The sequence below is a fragment of the Rhizobium sp. AG207R genome (assembly GCF_027109195.1).
Classification (GTDB): Bacteria; Pseudomonadota; Alphaproteobacteria; order Rhizobiales; family Rhizobiaceae; genus Rhizobium; species Rhizobium dioscoreae.
Window position 1 is genome coordinate 84,579 of sequence record NZ_JAEPVT010000016.1, and the last position, 16,629, is coordinate 101,207.

Genomic DNA, 16,629 nt, shown 5'->3' on the forward strand with positions numbered 1-16,629 from the left:
GGGGAGAATGGCGAAGAAATGACTGTCCACGATCGGAACGCCAAGGCAGCAAACGATACGGATTACCTCGCCAAATGCTCGCTATCGCCAGCACAGTCACGTATCTGGCTCCTATCGGAGACGGGTAACGAAGTCGTCTACGGGCGACAAATACTCGGGATCGTCTTCTCTTCGATCTCTCTTGACCTCGCGCGCGAGGGCCTATCAGAACTTTCTCGACAACATCCCCTCATCACCTCGGAATTCGAGACGCGGGCGGGCGGCGCCGTCCAGCAGATCCTGAAGAACGACCGTTTCGTCGAGATCATCGAGACGACGCTGACTGCAGGCGAAAACCCGGACGAGGCGTTGACCGCGGCGGCTACGGCGGAACAGGCCCGCCCGATCGACCTTACCGATGGCAATCCGGCCCGTTTCATTCTCCTGGCGCAAGAAGGGCGGGCGGTGGGTGCCCTATTTTCCCTCCACGCCATCCTCGCCGACGCTGCGGCGCTCGACCTGCTTGCAACGGATTTCCTTCGCAACATCGACGGTCATGACCCAGCGGATATCGTAGAGACGGCGTTGCCCGACGCCGCTTCGTGGATGATTGCCAATGGTGCACCACGCCTTGCGGCACCGGAGCTAATCGACTTCTGGTTCCAGCGGCTGACGGGTCAGGAGAATATTGCGTCGCTCCTGCCGCAAACATCGGCAGGAAAGAACACGGCCGACGAGGCATGGTTCGAGCATACGCTCGACGTGCCGATACAATCGTCCGCTGACATCTCCGAGGACATGCTTGCCTCCCTCGGGATCGCCCTGCGGCGCCATACCGGATACGGCACTCAGAGGATCGGCCTGGTCACGCGTTCGAAAAGGCAAAGAGTTGCCGCCCGCAACGAGGACGTGTTGATCCTGACGCCGGAACTCGACGGTGCCATGACGCTCAAGGACGTTCGCAATGCATTCGTCAAGGAAATCGAGACCGTAAATCGGCAATTCCTGCCCTTCGAGGCCCTTGCCGACGCGTTGATAAGACGGGAAGAATCCTTCGACACCACCGGCCTCGTCAAGACGCTCCTCGATGTGCGTCCGCCCCTGCGTCTCCTGGAAGCAACCTCGAGCGACGTCGCGTTGCGCAGCCCCATCGAACCGCAGCCGCGCCGCGATGCCGATCTGGTCGTTACCGTTTCCCCGGCATCCGCAGGCAAACTGCGCATCAGCATCGGCTTCGACCCGCAGAAGCATGATCGAAAGCAGATCATCCGCTTCGCCGATGATCTTGCCATTGCGCTTGCGCAATTGAATGCCAATCCCGTTGCACAGGTCAAACACATCCCCTTCGTGTCGCCAGAGGAATTGGAGAGACTTTCCGCACCCTATCCCGACGCACCGGAAGCGGACGACGGCACACCGATCCACGAGGTCATCTCCGCGCAGGCGAAAAGGCGGCCGAACGCCTTTGCCGTCGCACAGGGCGAGAAATCCGTGACACATGGCGAACTCGAAGCTGCCGCCAACCGGCTGGCCCATCGGCTGATCGCGATGGGGATCGGCCCGGAAAAACGCGTGGCTATCGCCCTTGAGAAATCGATCGACGCGATCATCGCCATTCTTGCTGTATTGAAGGCCGGCGGCGCATTCACGCCGGTGGAACCGGATCATCCTGAGGCCCGCAATCGTCACATCCTGACCGCTCCGGGCCTCTCGCTCGTCATCTCCCGGGCAAAGCATATCGCCAACCTGCCGAGCAATATCGCAACACCCTATCTTAATCTCGATGCCATCGACCTGTCCGCGGAGAGCGTCGACGCACCGGCAACGATCATTGCCCCGCAGCAACTTGCCTATGTGATCTACACGTCAGGCTCGACGGGCGTGCCGAAAGGCGTCGCCGTCGAGCACGGCCCGCTCGCCCACCATTGCAAGGCGACCCTGCGCATCTATGAAATGAGCGAGGAGTCCTGCGAATATCCGGTACTGCCCTTCACTTCGGACGGCGGCCATGAGCGCTGGATGGTGCCACTGATGGCAGGCGGCGGTGTGGTGCTGACGCAAGACAAGCTTGCCACGCCTGAAGATGCCTTTGCAGCCATGAAGCGGCACGGCGTCAACAATGCCAGCCTGCCCACAAGCTATGTGCGCGGCCTTGCCGAATATGCGGGCGAGAACAACGAAATCCCGCGGCTGCGGCTCTATTCCTTCGGCGGCGAGGCGCTGTCGCAGGCGGTGTTTGACATGATCACCGAGAACCTGAAGGCGCAGCTGCTGATCAACGGCTATGGTCCGACCGAAACGATCATGACGCCGATGATCTGGAAGATCCCGGCGGGAACTCGCTTCGAAGGGACCGTCGCGCCGATCGGCCGCGGAGTTGGCGATCGACGCATCTATGTGCTCGATGCCGACCTCGCGCCCGTCCCGGTCGGTGTAATCGGCGAAATCTATATCGGCGGCAGCGGCCTGGCCCGCGGCTATCTCGGCCAGCCGGAGCTGACGGCTGATCGCTTCATTCCGGATCCCTTCACACCGGGCGGACGACTGTACAAGTCGGGCGATCTCGGCCGCTGGCGTGAAGACGGCATTGTCGAATTCGCCGGCCGCGTCGATCACCAGATCAAATTGCGCGGCTTCCGCATCGAGCCGGGCGAAATCGAAGCTGTGCTGCGCTCGGACCAACGTGTCGCGGAGGCTGTCATCCTCCTGCACAATGACGGCGGACGTAGTTCTCTGGTCGCCTATGTGGTGCCGCGCGAGGGCGAAAGCTTGAGCGTGACAGAACTGCGCCGCACCGCCATGACCGCCCTGCCCGATTACATGGTGCCACAAACGATCATGCTGATCGACAGGCTGCCGATGGGGCCGAACAGCAAACTGGACCGCGCCGCCCTGCCGGCACCGCGCATCGAACGGGAAATGGCGGCGCCCGTCAATGACAAGGAAAAAGCAATCTTGGATGTCTGGAAAGACATCCTCGACATCGGCGATATCGGTGTCACGGAGAATTTCTTCGATATTGGCGGGCAATCGCTGATGGCCGTGCGCATCGTCTCGCGCCTGAAGATGCGCCATCCCGAATGGCCGCTGTCGATCGCCGACATGTTCAACCATCCGACAGTGCGCGATCTGGCACTGGCGATAGACGGCAGTCGCGATGAAACCGGCGTCGACGTCGTCTACCTCAGACGCAATGGCGACCGGCCGGTGCTCTATTGCTTCCCGGGCCTGCTCGTCAGCACGCGCGAATATATGCGGCTTGTCGACTATCTCGGGCCGGAACAGCCGGCGACCGGCTTCATCTGCTATTCACTGACCGAGACCAAGACGCTGAGTACCCGCGTCGAAGATATCACGGCGCGCTATGCGGAAGCCGTGCGCAGACAAGCCAAGGGCCGGCCATGCGCCTTCCTCGGCTGGTCGTGGGGCGGGCTGCTCGCCTATGAAGCCGCCCGTCAGCTCGGCAATGACATCGATCTGCGCATGATCGGCATGGTCGATGTCTGCGACATGGACGAGGAATTTACCGTCGGCATCATGCCGCGCTTCGAAGACGGCATCCGAGATCGTACCCATGCTGCCGTGCAGAGCTGGCTTGCCACCACGCCGATGCGCGAGGATTGGAAAAGGCTGTTCGCAGCTATGAACGAGGAGGTTTACGAACAGTTCCTCCACCATGTCGTCAAGCATAATGTCAAACTGCCGACGGATGGCCCCGATATCGGCTCGGAAGAGCACACGTTCTGGATTCTCATCGACAACGCGATGATCTTCCGTAACTACCGCCTGGAACAATCCGATTTCCGCATCCATGCCTTTGCGGCCGAGGATTCCCTCACGCGCGCCCTCAACGTCATCGACTGGCGGCGCTATTCGCCAAATGCCACGGCATCGGAGATCGTCACCGGCACCAACCATTTGACGATCATCGGCAAGACGCCCTTCCATCAGCGTTTCGCCCGGCGGCTCGATCATGCCTTTGCGCCGGCGCCGCTGTCCAAAGACGCCGTCAAGTAACCCCCTCTTCGACATAATTCTGGAGCTGCATCATGACATCGCACGTGCTCGACCTCGCCGGGGCCGGTATCGGTCCCTTCAACCTCAGCCTTGCCGCTCAGCTCGATTCCATACCGCAACTTTCCGTCCGCTTCTTCGAGCGGCGCCCATCCTTCGCATGGCATCCAGGAATGATGCTGCCGGGCGCAGAGATGCAGACCTCCATTCTAAAAGATCTGGTAACCGCCACCAACCCGACAAGTCCGTGGAGCTTCCTCTCCTATCTTGTTGCGCATAAACGCTTTTATCAATTTCTCAATGCGGAATATGAAGCCGTTCCGCGCAAAGAATTCGCCGACTATCTCGGATGGGTCGCGCGCGGCCTGACGTCGCTGCGCTTCGGCGCCAGCGTCCGGGAGGTCCACGCCAACGACGGCTTCTTCTCCATTGCCACCGAGGATGGCGCGATCAGCGCCCGCAATCTCTCCGTCGGCGTCGGCAAGATCGCGTCTCGTCCAGCCTGGGCCGAACAACTACCCAAATCCATGACCTTCCACAGCAGCGAAGCGACGCAGCGTATGGGTGATGTCAAAGCGCCCCGTGTTGCCGTCATCGGCGGCGGCCAAAGCGGGGCGGAGATCGTCGATGCGCTTATGGATCTGAACAGGGTTTCGTCCATCCATTGGATCAGCCGCCGGCCGAATTTCGAGCCGCTCGACGCGACGCCATTCACCAACGAGCTCTTCACGCCAGGCTATATGGAGCGTTTCCACGGACTTCCCGAAGAGCTGCGGCTCACGCACACACGCCGGCAGGTGCTGGCGAGCGACGGCGTTTCCGCCTCCACCTTGAAAAAGCTCTATCGCCGCCTCTACGAACGAAAGCTCGATGCAGGCGGCCACCCCGATCACGGCATATCGCTGCGCCCGTTCCGCAATGTCATCGCAGCCGAGCAGGATGGTCCCGAAATCACGCTGACCATGCGCAACGGTTTCGATGACAGCGTCGAGACGCTTGTTGTCGACATGGTCGTCTTTGCAACCGGCTATCGCTTTGTCCTTCCGCAATTCCTGCATTCGCTTGAAAATCGCATCGAACTCAACTCCATCGGTGAACCGGTGCTGGAAAGCGACTTCTCGCTGGCATGGGACGGGCCGCGCGAAAACCGCATCTTCGTTCTCAATGCCGGGCGCCATAGCCACGGCATCGCCGAACCGCAGCTCAGCCTCGCCGCATGGCGCAGCGCCGTGATTGCCAATGCATTGCTCGGTCGCCCGCATTTCGATCTCGATCAGCTCGATCCCATCGTACAGTGGGAAACGCACGGGCAGCCGTCGAACCTTCCCTCTCACATGGGACAGGCAGCGGAATAGGTGAAGACGGCCCAACCGGGGGAAGAGACAGCGCAGGTAGAGCTTCATAGCCTGTACCTGTCTGACGAGCTTCCCGTACCGGACTCGATTTTGAGCGAGGCAGAAAAAAGCCGTGCCGCAGCATTCAGATCATGCCCGGCGCGGCGCCTTTTCGTTGCCGGACGGGTGCTGTGCCGAAGCATTATCGCCAATCTGCTTGGCTGCGCCCCGCAAGCACTTTGTCTCGCGATTACCCCTTCCGGCAGGCCCTACCTGCGTGATTACCCCGACATTGACTTCAATCTCTCGCACACCAAAGACCACATAGCGCTCGCGATCTGTCGCGGCGGCCGCATCGGTATCGATATCGAGCGCCTCGACGCATTTTCGGAGAAGGAAGCCTTCGAGATCATGCCGATGATCCTTTCCGAACAAGAGCTCAATCAGGTGCATCAATTGGATGAGCGATATCGCCACGATGTTTTTCTCGCCTGCTGGGTTCAGAAAGAGGCTGCGTTGAAATGCTTCGGCCAGGGTTTTCTGGCCGACCCGCAAGGCGTGATGCTGGCGCCGGGAAATACAACCTTTGAAAGCAAAAGCCAGATATCGGACGAAGCGATTTTCATCCATTCCGGCAGGATCAGCAATGGAGAAAGCGGGGATTTTCAATGGGCTATCGCGACCTCAAGAGCTGTGGCACGGCCGCAATGGCAGCATCACAAAAGCGGGATTTTCTTCTAGATTGCTAAAAAAATTAAAATAAAATCAGGTGGATAAACCTTGATTTAGGAGATGCTTCACTTTTCGACTCCGCTATCTTGACTATCATTGTCATGTTTTATAGGTTCCCTCTCAAAAAGAGGGGCACACAGAAATGCAACTTTGGATTTCAGCGAGAGCCCGACATGATTGCCAACCATTCGCAGTCGACTTCCAATGAGCAACTCCAAACAGCACTTCACGCCTATCCGAAGCTCCTCTCCGTCGCACGCAGGATCACAGGCTGCATGAGCTTGGCCGAGGATGTCGTGCAGGAAGTTCTCCTGCAACTGGTCTCCAAGCCACTGAAGGAGGATATAGCGGCTCCGACGCCCTATGTGATGCGCATGGTGCGCAATCTGGCAACCGATCATATGCGGCGCCGGCAATATGAGCGCGGCCTGTTCGTCGAAGAGGAAGTCGGCGGCAATACCTCGGCCTATGGAAGCCCCGAGGAGCATCTTCACGAGGCCGAGGCCTACAAGGCCTTCCGCTGCACGGTCGAATCCATGCCCGCCAGAACCCGGAAGTTCTACGAAGAGCACTATTTCGACGATATCCCCCAAAACATCATTGCCAAAGAGGCGGGCGTATCCTGCGCCCTTGTTTGCGGCCTTCTGCGGGAGGCGCATTCGCGATGCCTCGCCGCCATCTCGCTCGAGGCCGACCATGCTTGCGCTGCCGGCGGCAATCACAAACGAAACCGAACAACACGGGTGCGCGAGATGCGGGCCTGATGGTGGTTCGCCACCATCGCCTGCGAACCGCGCTCCACCGCCAGGAAAGGGAAGAACAGATGCAGGAAGCCATCGAGATAACCAAATCTAAAGGCGCCATCTGTCGTGACATCATGTCGGAATTGACCGACTGGTTTACCGACCCCGATGTCATCGAAGCCTGTGCGGGTGCCGTGGAGACCCTGCCGATGTTCGGCTGCGTCGAGGCGGATACCGTTGCCGGCTTCGTTGCGCTGCGCGCCCATCCGCCAGCCGCCATGGAGATTCTCGTGATAGCAACCAGGCGCCGACACCATCGCAGCGGCGTCGGCAAGCGATTGCTGGCCGCAGCCGAGACCTTCGCCCGCTCTTCCGATTGCAAGCTCCTGACGGTCAAGACGCTCGCGCCGCGCGGCAGGGACGAACCGCAATATGAAAAGACCCGCGCCTTCTACGATAGAAACGGCTTCATCCGCGCCGAGATATTCCCGACCCTCTGGCGTGAAAGCGATCCGTGCCTCTTCTTCGTCAAGCCATTGACCTCGATAAACTAAGCCGGCCACCCGCCGGCCATCGGAATTTCACGAAGCCAGCACGCTTCAGCAGGAATGATAATGACCATGAACGACAAAACGATCACCGGATACGATCAGAATCACGCAACCGTCTTCACGACGGAGGGCCTGCGTTTCGAGGTCGACGGCAAGACCATTCTTCACCCGCTCGATATCAGCTTCAAGGCGGGCGAGATTTCCGGTCTGATCGGCCATAACGGCTCCGGCAAATCCACGCTGATCAAACTGCTGGCTCGACAGATTCAGCCGACCGGCGGGCGCATCCTGTTCGATGGCGTAGCCGCCAGCTCCTATGACATGCGCGCCTTTGCCCGCGCCGTCGCCTATCTGCCGCAGGATACCAGTTCGGCCGCTGGCATGACCGTCGAGGAGCTTGTCGCCTGCGGGCGTTATCCCTGGCATGGCGCGCTCGGGCGGTTCACCGATATCGATCGGGAAAAAGTCGAGACCGCGATGAAGCTCACGCATGTCGATACGCTGGCAGGCCGGATGGTGGATACGCTCTCCGGCGGCGAACGCCAGCGTGTCTGGATCGCGATGCTGGTTGCCCAGGACAGCCGCTGCCTGTTGCTCGACGAGCCGACATCGGCACTCGACATCGCCCACCAGATGGAAATCCTCGGGCTCGTGCGCGAGCTTTGCCGGACGAAGGATCTGAGCGTCATTCTCGTCCTGCACGATATCAATGTCGCGGCACATTTCTGCGATCATCTGCATGCGCTGAAGCAAGGGCGCCTCATTGCAGCAGGCCCGTCGCCAAGCCTCATGAAGGCCGAAACGCTCAATACGATCTACGGCACCAACATGGGCGTCACCGCCCATCCCGTGCATGGAACGCCGCTTGCCTATGTCATTTGAAAGCAGCTTCGAGAACCTGATGCTCTCCCGCCGCACGCTGCTTGCTGCTGCGGCACTTTTTGCCGTTCCGCAAGCGGATGTGGCTGCAGAAACCATGTCCGGCCCGATCGTTTCCCTCGATTACGGCCTGGCGTCGACACTGCTCGCGCTCGGCGTCACGCCCGCCGCCATCGCCTCGCTTGCTGATTGGGACACATGGGTCGTCGAACCGAAAATGCCTGGAGGTGTCATCGATCTCGGCACCACCAGCGAGATCAATTTCGAGGTCCTGGCAAGCGTCAAGCCGGCTCTGATCCTGACGACGCCTTATCTCACGCCTTTGAAGCCGCAACTGGAGGCAATTTCGCCGGTCCTGGAACTGACGATCTATGCCGAAGGCGGCGAAGCTTTGCCACGCTCCATCGAGGCGACGCGTCAGTTGGCCGACGCCATCGGCCGGCGGCAACAGGCGGAAGAATTCCTTGCCCGGTCGGAACAATTCTTCGACGACTGCGCAAACCGCGTCAAAAAGCTCAACCCTCCACCATTGGCGCTCATCAATTTTGTCGACCCGCGCCATGCCCGCATCTATTGCGGCGCTGGCCTCTACCAGAACGTCATGACCAGGATTGGGCTCAAAAACGCCTGGGCCAGACCGGGCGATTACTGGGGCTTCGAGACGATCGGGCTGGAGCAATTGGCGACGCTCGATCAAAGCCTGCGCCTCATCGCATTCGAACCATTGCTACCGCCGAACGTTCTCGACAATCTGCAGGATAGTCCGCTGTGGACCAGCCTCCCTTTCGTTAGAGACGGACGCGTCTCCGTGCTGCCGGGCACATTGATGTTCGGCATGGTGCAGGAAGCGGAGCGCTTCGCGCGCATATTGCTTGACCATTTGGAAACAGTCGCATGATCCGCACCGAAGCAAATAACGTCCTCGGTGCTCCAACCGTGGCGCTGACGCTGTTCGTGCTCGCCAGCCTGCTTGCCTGGCATCAACTGGCGCCTGACCTTTCACGCTTGTTCGAGCAGGAAGCAGGTTACGATCCGCAGCGCTTGCTGCTCGTCTATTCAACCCTGCCGAGGATCGTTACCGCATTGCTGGCCGGCGCCGCACTTTCGCTCTCTGGAAGCCTGCTGCAGCAAGCACTGCGCAATCCGCTCGCCTCGCCATCCACACTTGGTATTTCCGCAGGCGCCAATCTTGCGCTCGTCGCCGTCATGCTCGCCTTTCCGGCCCTTCAGGGCCTCAGCCGCGACGCCGTTGCCCTGTTCGGCAGCGCCGCCGCTGCGGCAGTCGTTTTCCTGATCGGTGCAAGGCGGGGCTTCTCGCCCTTGGCACTCGTGCTCGCCGGCCTGATCGTCGGCGTCTGGAGCGGAGCGCTTGCCGCCATTCTCGTCCTAATGAACGATCGCTATCTCTCCGGCCTCTTCATCTGGGGGGCTGGATCGCTGGCGCAGCAAAGCTGGACCATTCCGCTTTCCCTTCTTCCGAAAATCCTCATCCTGTCTTCCGCGGCCTTGCTCATGGCGCGGCCTTTGGGACTCATGGAGTTAGGCGATAACGGCGCGAGCGGACTTGGTCTGTCGGTCAAGCGCACGCGCATTGCTGCCGTTTGCATCGCGATTGCGCTTGCCGCGATCGTCACCAGCGCGGTCGGCGTCATCGGCTTCATCGGTCTCATCGCGCCACGCATCGCTCAGCTTGCCGGCGCCCGACAGATGAAAAGCCAGCTCGTCTGGTCGCCCCTCATCGGCGCAGGATTGCTGCTGCTGACCGATGAGGCCGTGATGCTGCTTTCTGGGGCCTCTTCGACCTTCCTGCCGACGGGTGCCATCACCGCTTTGCTGGGCGCGCCATTGCTGCTCCTGATGCTGCCGCGCCTGAAGGCCGTGCAACGCAGCACGCCGTCTCCCTCTCGGAATGCGAACAGCGCCTTACATACGCCGCGCGTACTCTTGCTTGCATCAGTTCCGGCACTCGTGCTTCTGCTGGCCGGCGCGGTCTTCTTCGGGCGCGCACCGGATGGAACATGGACGCTGCTTGCCTATCCCCATTGGCCCGACGTGCTGCCTTATCGCCTTCCACGCGTCGCCGGTGCCTTTGCTGCGGGCGCGATGCTTGGCGTCGTCGGCGCCATCCTGCAACGGCTCAGCGGCAACGAAATGGCAAGTCCGGAGGTTCTAGGCATTTCGGCAGGCGCTACCCTTGGCGTCACCGTCGCACTTTTCCTTCTGCCCGCTCCCGGCATGGCCGCCCAACTAAGCTTCGGTGGTATCGGTGCCTTCGCCGTCCTCATCGCCATCTTCCTGTTCGGCATCCGGTCCGGCTTCGCGCCGGAACGGGTACTTCTGACCGGCATTGCGCTCGGAGCCATGCTGGATGCCTTCATCAGCGTGCTGGCCGCGAGCGGCGATCCGCGTGCAATGATCGTGATGCAATGGATGAGCGGATCAGCCTATCTCGTTGATACAACGAAGGCAATCTCTGCAACGACAGCAGCAACGACAGGCCTTGCGCTTGCCTTTCTGACCCGTCGCTGGCTCGATCTGCTGCCGCTTGGGACCCAGGCGGCCCAGGCAATCGGCGTTCGCGTCAACTTTGCCCGGGCCTGCCTCTTTGCTCTTGCCGCAGCCATGACCGCAGCCGCCACCCTCGTTGTCGGCCCCTTAAGCTTCATCGGCCTCATGGGGCCGCATCTGGCACGCGAGCTCGGCCTGCGTCGCGCCGCACCCCAGCTTACTGGCGCGGCACTCGCCGGCGGCGGCCTCATGGTGCTCGCGGACTGGTTCGGCCGAATGATCGCCTTTCCCTACCAGATGCCCGCCGGCCTGGTTTCCGCCCTCGTCGGCGCTCCGCTGCTGCTGATATTGCTGATGAAGCGGCGCAGAGCGGCATAGTCTGACGTAGCAGACGCTCCCCGAGCGCGCATATATGCAAACGGGATGCCTGTAGCCGAAGACGGGCAGTGTGCGTGTGTTGCTACACTGGCTTCGATCAGACACGATCCAGGAACTCAAGCACTCGGCTCGTCAGTAGTGCGGTTGCATCCGCATCATACGACGGGAGGGAACTGTCGGCGAAATAGTGCTGATTGCCGGGATAAAGAAAAAGCTTCGCGTCCTCGGCCCTTGCCACGATCTCACGGGCGGCATCGATATCACCTTCGCTTACGAAGATTGGGTCGTTTTCCATCCCATGAATCTGGACCGGGACGCCATGCGGCCAAGGTCCGAAGGCCCATTCGCCACTGATCGGCAGGCAGGAATGGAAGAAGAGAGCTCCTCGGGCTCCGGGCCGTGTCTGGGCCAGATTCTGGGCAGGTAGCACACCGAACGAGAACCCGGCGTAGACAAGTGCAGCAGGCAGCTCGTCGGCGACGCGGGCACCGCGCTCCCGCATATGGTCGAATCCAATCCCCTCGATATAAGCGAGCCCGTCTTCGATGCTCTGGAAAGTGCGCCCGTCGAATAGGTCAGGCGTGTGCACGATGTGACCGGCGCCCCGCAACACATCAGCGAACGCGCACACACCCGGGGTCAATCCTTGTGCGTGGTGGAACAAAAGGACCTCCGCCATACGGAACCTCCCCCTGGAATGGTCGGGCACATTTTCTGCCAGGCTACAGCCTCATCGCCGCATCGGCAAGAATGCGGATATCTTGCGCGATAGACTCAGGCGGGAAGGTAGCCTTGCTTACAATAAGGTCGAGTTCGGCCGACGAGGAGACTATCAGGGCGGAGCGGGCGCCGCACAGAATACGGCGCCCCGATAAATTTACCAGCGATACTTCAATGAAGCCGTGACGTTGCGGCCCTGTCCGAGGTAGCAATAGCCCTCGTTGCAGACCGTCAGGCGGCGGTTGGCAATGTTGCGGACGTCAACAGAAGCGGTGAGGCCCTTGTATTTCTGGTCGATCGCGCCGAAGTCGTAAGAAAGCGCAGCGTCGAGATAGAAGCTCGCGTCGTTCTTGGCGGTATTGGCCGTGCTGGTGTAGGTCTCGCCAGTATAGCGAATGCCGGCGCCGACGGTCAGACCCTTGGCAGCCGAATCCTCCTGGAAGGTATAATTCGACCATAGGCTGACGATGTTCTTTGGCGTCACCGCAGGCGCGTTGCCTTGATCGTCGCCCCGCGTAATTTCGGAATGGTTGTAAGAGTAGGCGGCAATCACGTCCCAGCCATCGGTGATATTAGCCCTGGCTTCCAGCTCAATCCCCTTGTTGGTGACCTCACCCAGCGACTCATAGACGAGCGTCAGCGGGTCGACCAGGACCGGCTTGTTCTTCTCGACGAGGTGATAGGCAACGGCTGAGAGCAGGATGTCGGTGCCCGGCGGCTGATATTTCACGCCAAGCTCATACTGCTCGCCTTTAGCCGGATCGAGGATGCTGCCGGATGCAGACCGCTCCGTGACCGGATTGAAGGAGGTCGAATAGCTGGTGAAAGGCGCAATGCCATTGTCGAAAAGATAGACTGCACCGAGCTGGTAGGAAAACGCATTCTTGTTGAGGCTGTCGTTCGTGGTCGTATCGGTGGAGACAATGGTGGTGTCAGTCGACTGCTTCACCCAGGTCTGACGGCCGCCAAGCGTGAAGCGCCACTTGTCGAGTTCGATCTGATCCATGGCATAGGCGCCGAACTGCTGCAGGCGGCCATCAACCCGGCTGACATTATAGGCGGGCGTCGGACCCGATACTCCGTAGGTCGGGTTGTCGATATCGAAGTCATAAGCGGTGCTGGTCGTTGCATCCATCCCATAGGCGAATGAATCGCTCATACGGGTATAGTCGAGACCGAACAGCATGGTATGGGCTGCCGGGCCGGTATCAAATTTGGATTCTAGCTGGTTGTCGACCTGGAAGACATTCATCCTGTCGCCGATCGCAGTCGCACCGCGCTGGGCGACGTCTCCGACCCAGCTGTAGGTGCTAAGATAGCGTGCTTTCAGATCAAGATGCGAAAAGCGAAGGTTCTGACGGAAGGTGAAGCCGCCGTCGAACTCGTGTTCGAACTGATAGCCGACCTGCTGCTGCTTGGTCCTCTGATAATCGTAATCCGGGTCGCTGTCGCGATAATCGAGAACATTGCCATCGGGGCCGATCATTGCGCCGGGATTTGCGTCCGTCTCGGTGGATTGCGCCGAGCCATAGATGGTGATTTTCGTCGTGTCGTCCGGCTTCCAGGTGAAGGACGGCTGGATCAGATAACGATCGTCGGCGATATCGAAATTGGTGTCGCCCTTTCGCGCCAGACCGACGATGCGATACAGCATGCTGTCATCGTCTTGATTGACCCGACCGCCGAAGTCGAACATCGTCTGCGCGCGGTCCGATGTCCCGTAGAGAACACCGACCTCCCTGATCGTCTCGTCTGTCGGCAGCTTCGATATCTTGTTGACGATGCCGCCCGGAGAACCGGCACCGTAAAGAACGGAAACAGGCCCCTTGATGATCTCGACACGGTCGAGTGCATAGGGATCAGTCCGGAACATGGCGTAGTTCATATAGGGCTGACGCAACCCATCGCGATAGTCGCCGTCGGTGGTGATGTCATTACCGCGAACATAGATCTGGTCGAAGCGCGGATCGAAGCCATAGGAGCCGGTCTGGACGCCGGCAGAATAACGCACAGCCTCGACGATGTCCTGCGCGCCGCGCTCTTCCATTTCCTTCTTGGTGATGACCGAGACGGAGCGAGGGGTTTCGACCAGGGGCGTATTGATCTTAGTGGCACCCTGGCTCTTCTTTGCCGCTACGGTCGTATTATCGCTTGCGTCGCCCGACTGTCCGCTGACGACGATCGGCGCGAGTTGGGTGGCACCTCCATCATTCGCATTGACCGCAGCGTCCTGCGCAAAGGCATTTCCACTGAAAGCAAATAGTGTTGCAAGTGCGGTGGCGCTGCTCGCAAGCTGGAATCTCTTACGTGCCAAATTACTGATATAATTATGGGATTTCTGCCTCATAAGCCCTTTGCGCCTGCCCGTTTCTGAAAAAGATGGCGCAAATTAGTTCGCAGGCACCGCCGGCGTCAAGAATACATGAGTGCAAGAGTCATATTTTTTATTGGTTTCCACCCTCATGTTGCAGAATGGCTCCGGCGGCCGAATACCGGATTGCGGAAGACACCTAAAAATTACGCTTAGCGAAGCATTTGGCCCGCTTGCCAGATCGCACCACTCATAATATGAGAAATTTCATCATCTTTCAAACATCGGCGCCCGTTGCTCCTGCGCCTTACATGATCGGTCAGCCGGAGAGGCCATGTCCCATACCTCGTCACATACTGCCGCTGCCATTCTGGCGCCGGTCACCCTTCCCGGCTGCACATTCATTGACCTGAAGTTCGACAATGCCGATCATCCGCACAGGATCTTTTTTTATCGCCCGGACAAGCCGGCACCGCGGGAGGGTTGGCCGATCCTATACCTGACCGACGGGAACGCCTGTTTTGCGACCGCTGTCGACGCAGTCAAAGTACAGGCGAGCTATCCGAACGGAACCAATGTCGCGGAAGGTGTCATCGTTGCCATCGGCTATCCCACGGACGAGCCATATGACCCGTTGCGCCGCTCCTGGGATTTGAGCCCACCGCCCGGACGCGTCTATCCGCCATTCTTCCCCGATACGCCGGATGTGAAGACCGGCGGCGGCGAACGTTTTCTGGCGCTCATCGAGGATGAGCTTAAGCCTTGGATAGAGCAGCAGGTCCCGGTCGACCGTTCACGCCAGACACTTTTCGGCCATTCGTTCGGCGGCCTGTTCACGCTCTACGCGCTGTTTTGTAAACCCGATGCCTTCAGTCGCTGGATTTCCGCAAGCCCGGCGATCTACTGGGAAGATGCCGCTATTCTTTCGATGGAGAGAGAATTCCTCGACAGGCACAAAGAGCCGCTCGATATGGAACTGCATCTTTCCGCCGGTCAGTATGAAGGCGAGACCTTGGCGCCCTTCCATAAAGGCACCGCCGAGGAGCAAAAACGACAAGAACGGGCAAGAGAAACACGCACGATAGAACTCGCCCGCGACATGGCTGAGAGATGGGCCAAACTGGCGTCATCCACAGAAACGATTACCTTTGAGGAATATGCGGGAGAGAACCATATGTCGGTCCTCCCGGTCGCGCTGAACCGAGCCGTCCAGATCGCATTTCAAAGAAAGAAATCGACCTGAAATTCATAGGCTTGCGGCCTAAAGTTGTAGCTTAATCTCCGACTCTGCATCGCTCTTCGTGCATTCGGCGCGAGAGGGCGTATTCGGCGTGCATTTCAGGCCTCTTGCGGTACACCAATCGGCTAAAATTAACCCTTGGTTAACCATAATCACCTTTATTTGCTATAGTGAATACAAGCACTTGATTCCAAAGACCGTCGCGCAATTTGCCGATGAATGTGATCACACAGGATTGCCGCGATCTAAGAGATGCATTTTTCAAAGACGATAGTGTTGATGATACTGGCCTGCATCGGCGCTGGTTGCACCACAACCGGCCAGGTTCGTCAGTCGATCGGCGTGGAAACGGTCTCGAGTGACAAGGCACTGGCATTTCCGCCGCCAGGCGGACCGGCGATCATAAACGTGGTCGAGCGCAGGCATGGCAAGGATGTCGAGCAGACGATCGCGCTTTCCACCTCATCTTCCGTCTCAGGCCAGAATTTCCTGAAGGTTCAGTTTCTTGGGCTGACAGGCTCCAATCCGGGACTCGGAAGCCGGCCTTACAATACGATCAGCGACGGCGCGATTGCACGTGAGATGGCGGCTGCCGTGCCCGGCGTTCGGCTCGCCCGCTCAGCAACCTTCGTTCAAAACAACTATGGCCCCTTCGGTTACGCCTCCGGCCAGAGCCGCGCCGGCGATACCTGTCTTTATGCCTGGCAGCAGGTGAAGGCCGGCTTTGCGCCGCCCCAGGAGCAACGCAATTTCGGCATGGTACAGGTGCGCATCCGGCTCTGCGACGCCCATGCGAGCGAAGGCCAGCTGTTGAGCACGGTCTATGGTTATACGATCGCAGGCCATTTTGCCGGCGCCGCACTCAACCCTTTCGGCGCGCCCCGCGGCGCGGATGCCGTTCTGGGCAAGCCCGGCGAACCGGTCTATCCCGACGCCACCCCTTATCGCACGGCACCCATCAGCATCGGCTACCAGAACCGCCCCGCCGCACCGCGTCCTACGGTCGTGCGCCGACCGATCATGATGAAGCCCCAGCCGCAGGCGGCGCCAGCTCTGCCGCCGATGATCGGCCCGCGCGTACCGCTGCCGGATGGGCAGAACGATCAACCGCAGACGAATGGCGCGAATGGTGCAAGTTCGATGGCGGCGCCGCCACCTGCAAATACTGCAAGCAATATCGTCGTGCCTTTACCGGACTGTAACGGGGCAACTGGCATATCTCAGGGGTGCCGCTAGCAGG

Annotated in this window: 12 protein-coding genes; 10 read left to right on the forward strand and 2 right to left on the reverse strand. The window is 59.7% G+C overall.

The window, feature by feature from the left end:
- The first annotated feature begins 18 nt into the window (after positions 1 to 18).
- The 8 genes from JJQ51_RS29915 to fhuB all read left to right on the forward strand — a co-directional run bounded on the left by JJQ51_RS29915 (position 19) and on the right by fhuB (position 11,118).
- Positions 19 to 3,996 carry a non-ribosomal peptide synthetase gene (locus JJQ51_RS29915; RefSeq protein WP_186450354.1) on the forward strand — a complete coding sequence of 1,326 codons (3,978 nt, stop codon included), beginning with the start codon at positions 19 to 21 and terminating at the stop codon, positions 3,994 to 3,996.
- A 32-nt stretch (positions 3,997 to 4,028) separates the two neighbouring features.
- A complete protein-coding gene (locus JJQ51_RS29920; RefSeq protein WP_145635607.1) occupies positions 4,029 to 5,348 on the forward strand; it encodes a lysine N(6)-hydroxylase/L-ornithine N(5)-oxygenase family protein in 1,320 nt (439 codons plus the stop codon).
- Complete coding sequence (locus JJQ51_RS29925) at positions 5,349 to 6,068, forward strand: 4'-phosphopantetheinyl transferase family protein (RefSeq protein ID WP_145635605.1); 720 nt, start codon at positions 5,349 to 5,351, stop codon at positions 6,066 to 6,068.
- Between the two features lie 164 nt (positions 6,069 to 6,232).
- Entirely contained in the window at positions 6,233 to 6,823 is a 591-nt protein-coding gene (locus tag JJQ51_RS29930) for a sigma-70 family RNA polymerase sigma factor (RefSeq protein ID WP_145635602.1), read from the forward strand.
- A gap of 59 nt (positions 6,824 to 6,882) precedes the next feature.
- The gene (locus tag JJQ51_RS29935; protein ID WP_113352450.1) at positions 6,883 to 7,356 is read left to right on the forward strand and encodes a GNAT family N-acetyltransferase; all 474 of its coding nucleotides are present in this window, start codon (positions 6,883 to 6,885) and stop codon (positions 7,354 to 7,356) included.
- Positions 7,357 to 7,422: 66 nt separating this feature from the next.
- Positions 7,423 to 8,235, forward strand: a complete 813-nt coding sequence (locus JJQ51_RS29940; RefSeq protein ID WP_186449575.1) for an ATP-binding cassette domain-containing protein — start codon at positions 7,423 to 7,425, stop codon at positions 8,233 to 8,235.
- A 19-nt stretch (positions 8,236 to 8,254) separates the two neighbouring features.
- A complete protein-coding gene (locus JJQ51_RS29945; protein WP_186450356.1) occupies positions 8,255 to 9,130 on the forward strand; it encodes an iron-siderophore ABC transporter substrate-binding protein in 876 nt (291 codons plus the stop codon).
- A complete protein-coding gene (gene fhuB / locus JJQ51_RS29950; RefSeq protein ID WP_269245638.1) occupies positions 9,127 to 11,118 on the forward strand; it encodes a Fe(3+)-hydroxamate ABC transporter permease FhuB in 1,992 nt (663 codons plus the stop codon). The genes JJQ51_RS29945 and fhuB overlap by 4 nt, the downstream gene beginning before the upstream one ends.
- Before the next feature lie 97 nt (positions 11,119 to 11,215).
- Here fhuB and JJQ51_RS29955 read toward each other — a convergent pair whose 3' ends face one another.
- The gene (locus JJQ51_RS29955) at positions 11,216 to 11,797 is read right to left on the reverse strand and encodes a dienelactone hydrolase family protein (RefSeq protein ID WP_113352451.1); all 582 of its coding nucleotides are present in this window, start codon (positions 11,795 to 11,797) and stop codon (positions 11,216 to 11,218) included.
- A gap of 198 nt (positions 11,798 to 11,995) precedes the next feature.
- The gene (locus tag JJQ51_RS29960; RefSeq protein WP_113352452.1) at positions 11,996 to 14,185 is read right to left on the reverse strand and encodes a TonB-dependent siderophore receptor; all 2,190 of its coding nucleotides are present in this window, start codon (positions 14,183 to 14,185) and stop codon (positions 11,996 to 11,998) included.
- Positions 14,186 to 14,483: 298 nt separating this feature from the next.
- Between JJQ51_RS29960 and JJQ51_RS29965 the strand changes: the two genes are divergently transcribed.
- Together JJQ51_RS29965 and bcsN are read left to right on the forward strand one after the other, a co-directional pair.
- Entirely contained in the window at positions 14,484 to 15,392 is a 909-nt protein-coding gene (locus JJQ51_RS29965; RefSeq protein WP_113352453.1) for an alpha/beta hydrolase, read from the forward strand.
- Between the two features lie 276 nt (positions 15,393 to 15,668).
- Positions 15,669 to 16,625 carry a cellulose biosynthesis protein BcsN gene (gene bcsN / locus JJQ51_RS29970; RefSeq protein ID WP_246661199.1) on the forward strand — a complete coding sequence of 319 codons (957 nt, stop codon included), beginning with the start codon at positions 15,669 to 15,671 and terminating at the stop codon, positions 16,623 to 16,625.
- The last annotated feature ends 4 nt before the right edge of the window (positions 16,626 to 16,629 follow it).

Bases quoted from the DNA above. Each gene is read 5' to 3' on its own strand.
- JJQ51_RS29915 (WP_186450354.1), top strand. From the start codon at position 19: ATGACTGTCCACGATCGGAACGCCAAGGCAGCAAACGATACGGATTAC.
- JJQ51_RS29920 (WP_145635607.1), top strand. From the start codon at position 4,029: ATGACATCGCACGTGCTCGACCTCGCCGGGGCCGGTATCGGTCCCTTC.
- JJQ51_RS29930 (WP_145635602.1), top strand. From the start codon at position 6,233: ATGATTGCCAACCATTCGCAGTCGACTTCCAATGAGCAACTCCAAACA.
- JJQ51_RS29935 (WP_113352450.1), top strand. From the start codon at position 6,883: ATGCAGGAAGCCATCGAGATAACCAAATCTAAAGGCGCCATCTGTCGT.
- JJQ51_RS29940 (WP_186449575.1), top strand. From the start codon at position 7,423: ATGAACGACAAAACGATCACCGGATACGATCAGAATCACGCAACCGTC.
- JJQ51_RS29945 (WP_186450356.1), top strand. From the start codon at position 8,255: ATGCTCTCCCGCCGCACGCTGCTTGCTGCTGCGGCACTTTTTGCCGTT.
- fhuB (WP_269245638.1), top strand. From the start codon at position 9,127: ATGATCCGCACCGAAGCAAATAACGTCCTCGGTGCTCCAACCGTGGCG.
- JJQ51_RS29955 (WP_113352451.1), bottom strand. From the start codon at position 11,797: ATGGCGGAGGTCCTTTTGTTCCACCACGCACAAGGATTGACCCCGGGT.
- JJQ51_RS29960 (WP_113352452.1), bottom strand. From the start codon at position 14,185: ATGAGGCAGAAATCCCATAATTATATCAGTAATTTGGCACGTAAGAGA.
- JJQ51_RS29965 (WP_113352453.1), top strand. From the start codon at position 14,484: ATGTCCCATACCTCGTCACATACTGCCGCTGCCATTCTGGCGCCGGTC.
- bcsN (WP_246661199.1), top strand. From the start codon at position 15,669: ATGATACTGGCCTGCATCGGCGCTGGTTGCACCACAACCGGCCAGGTT.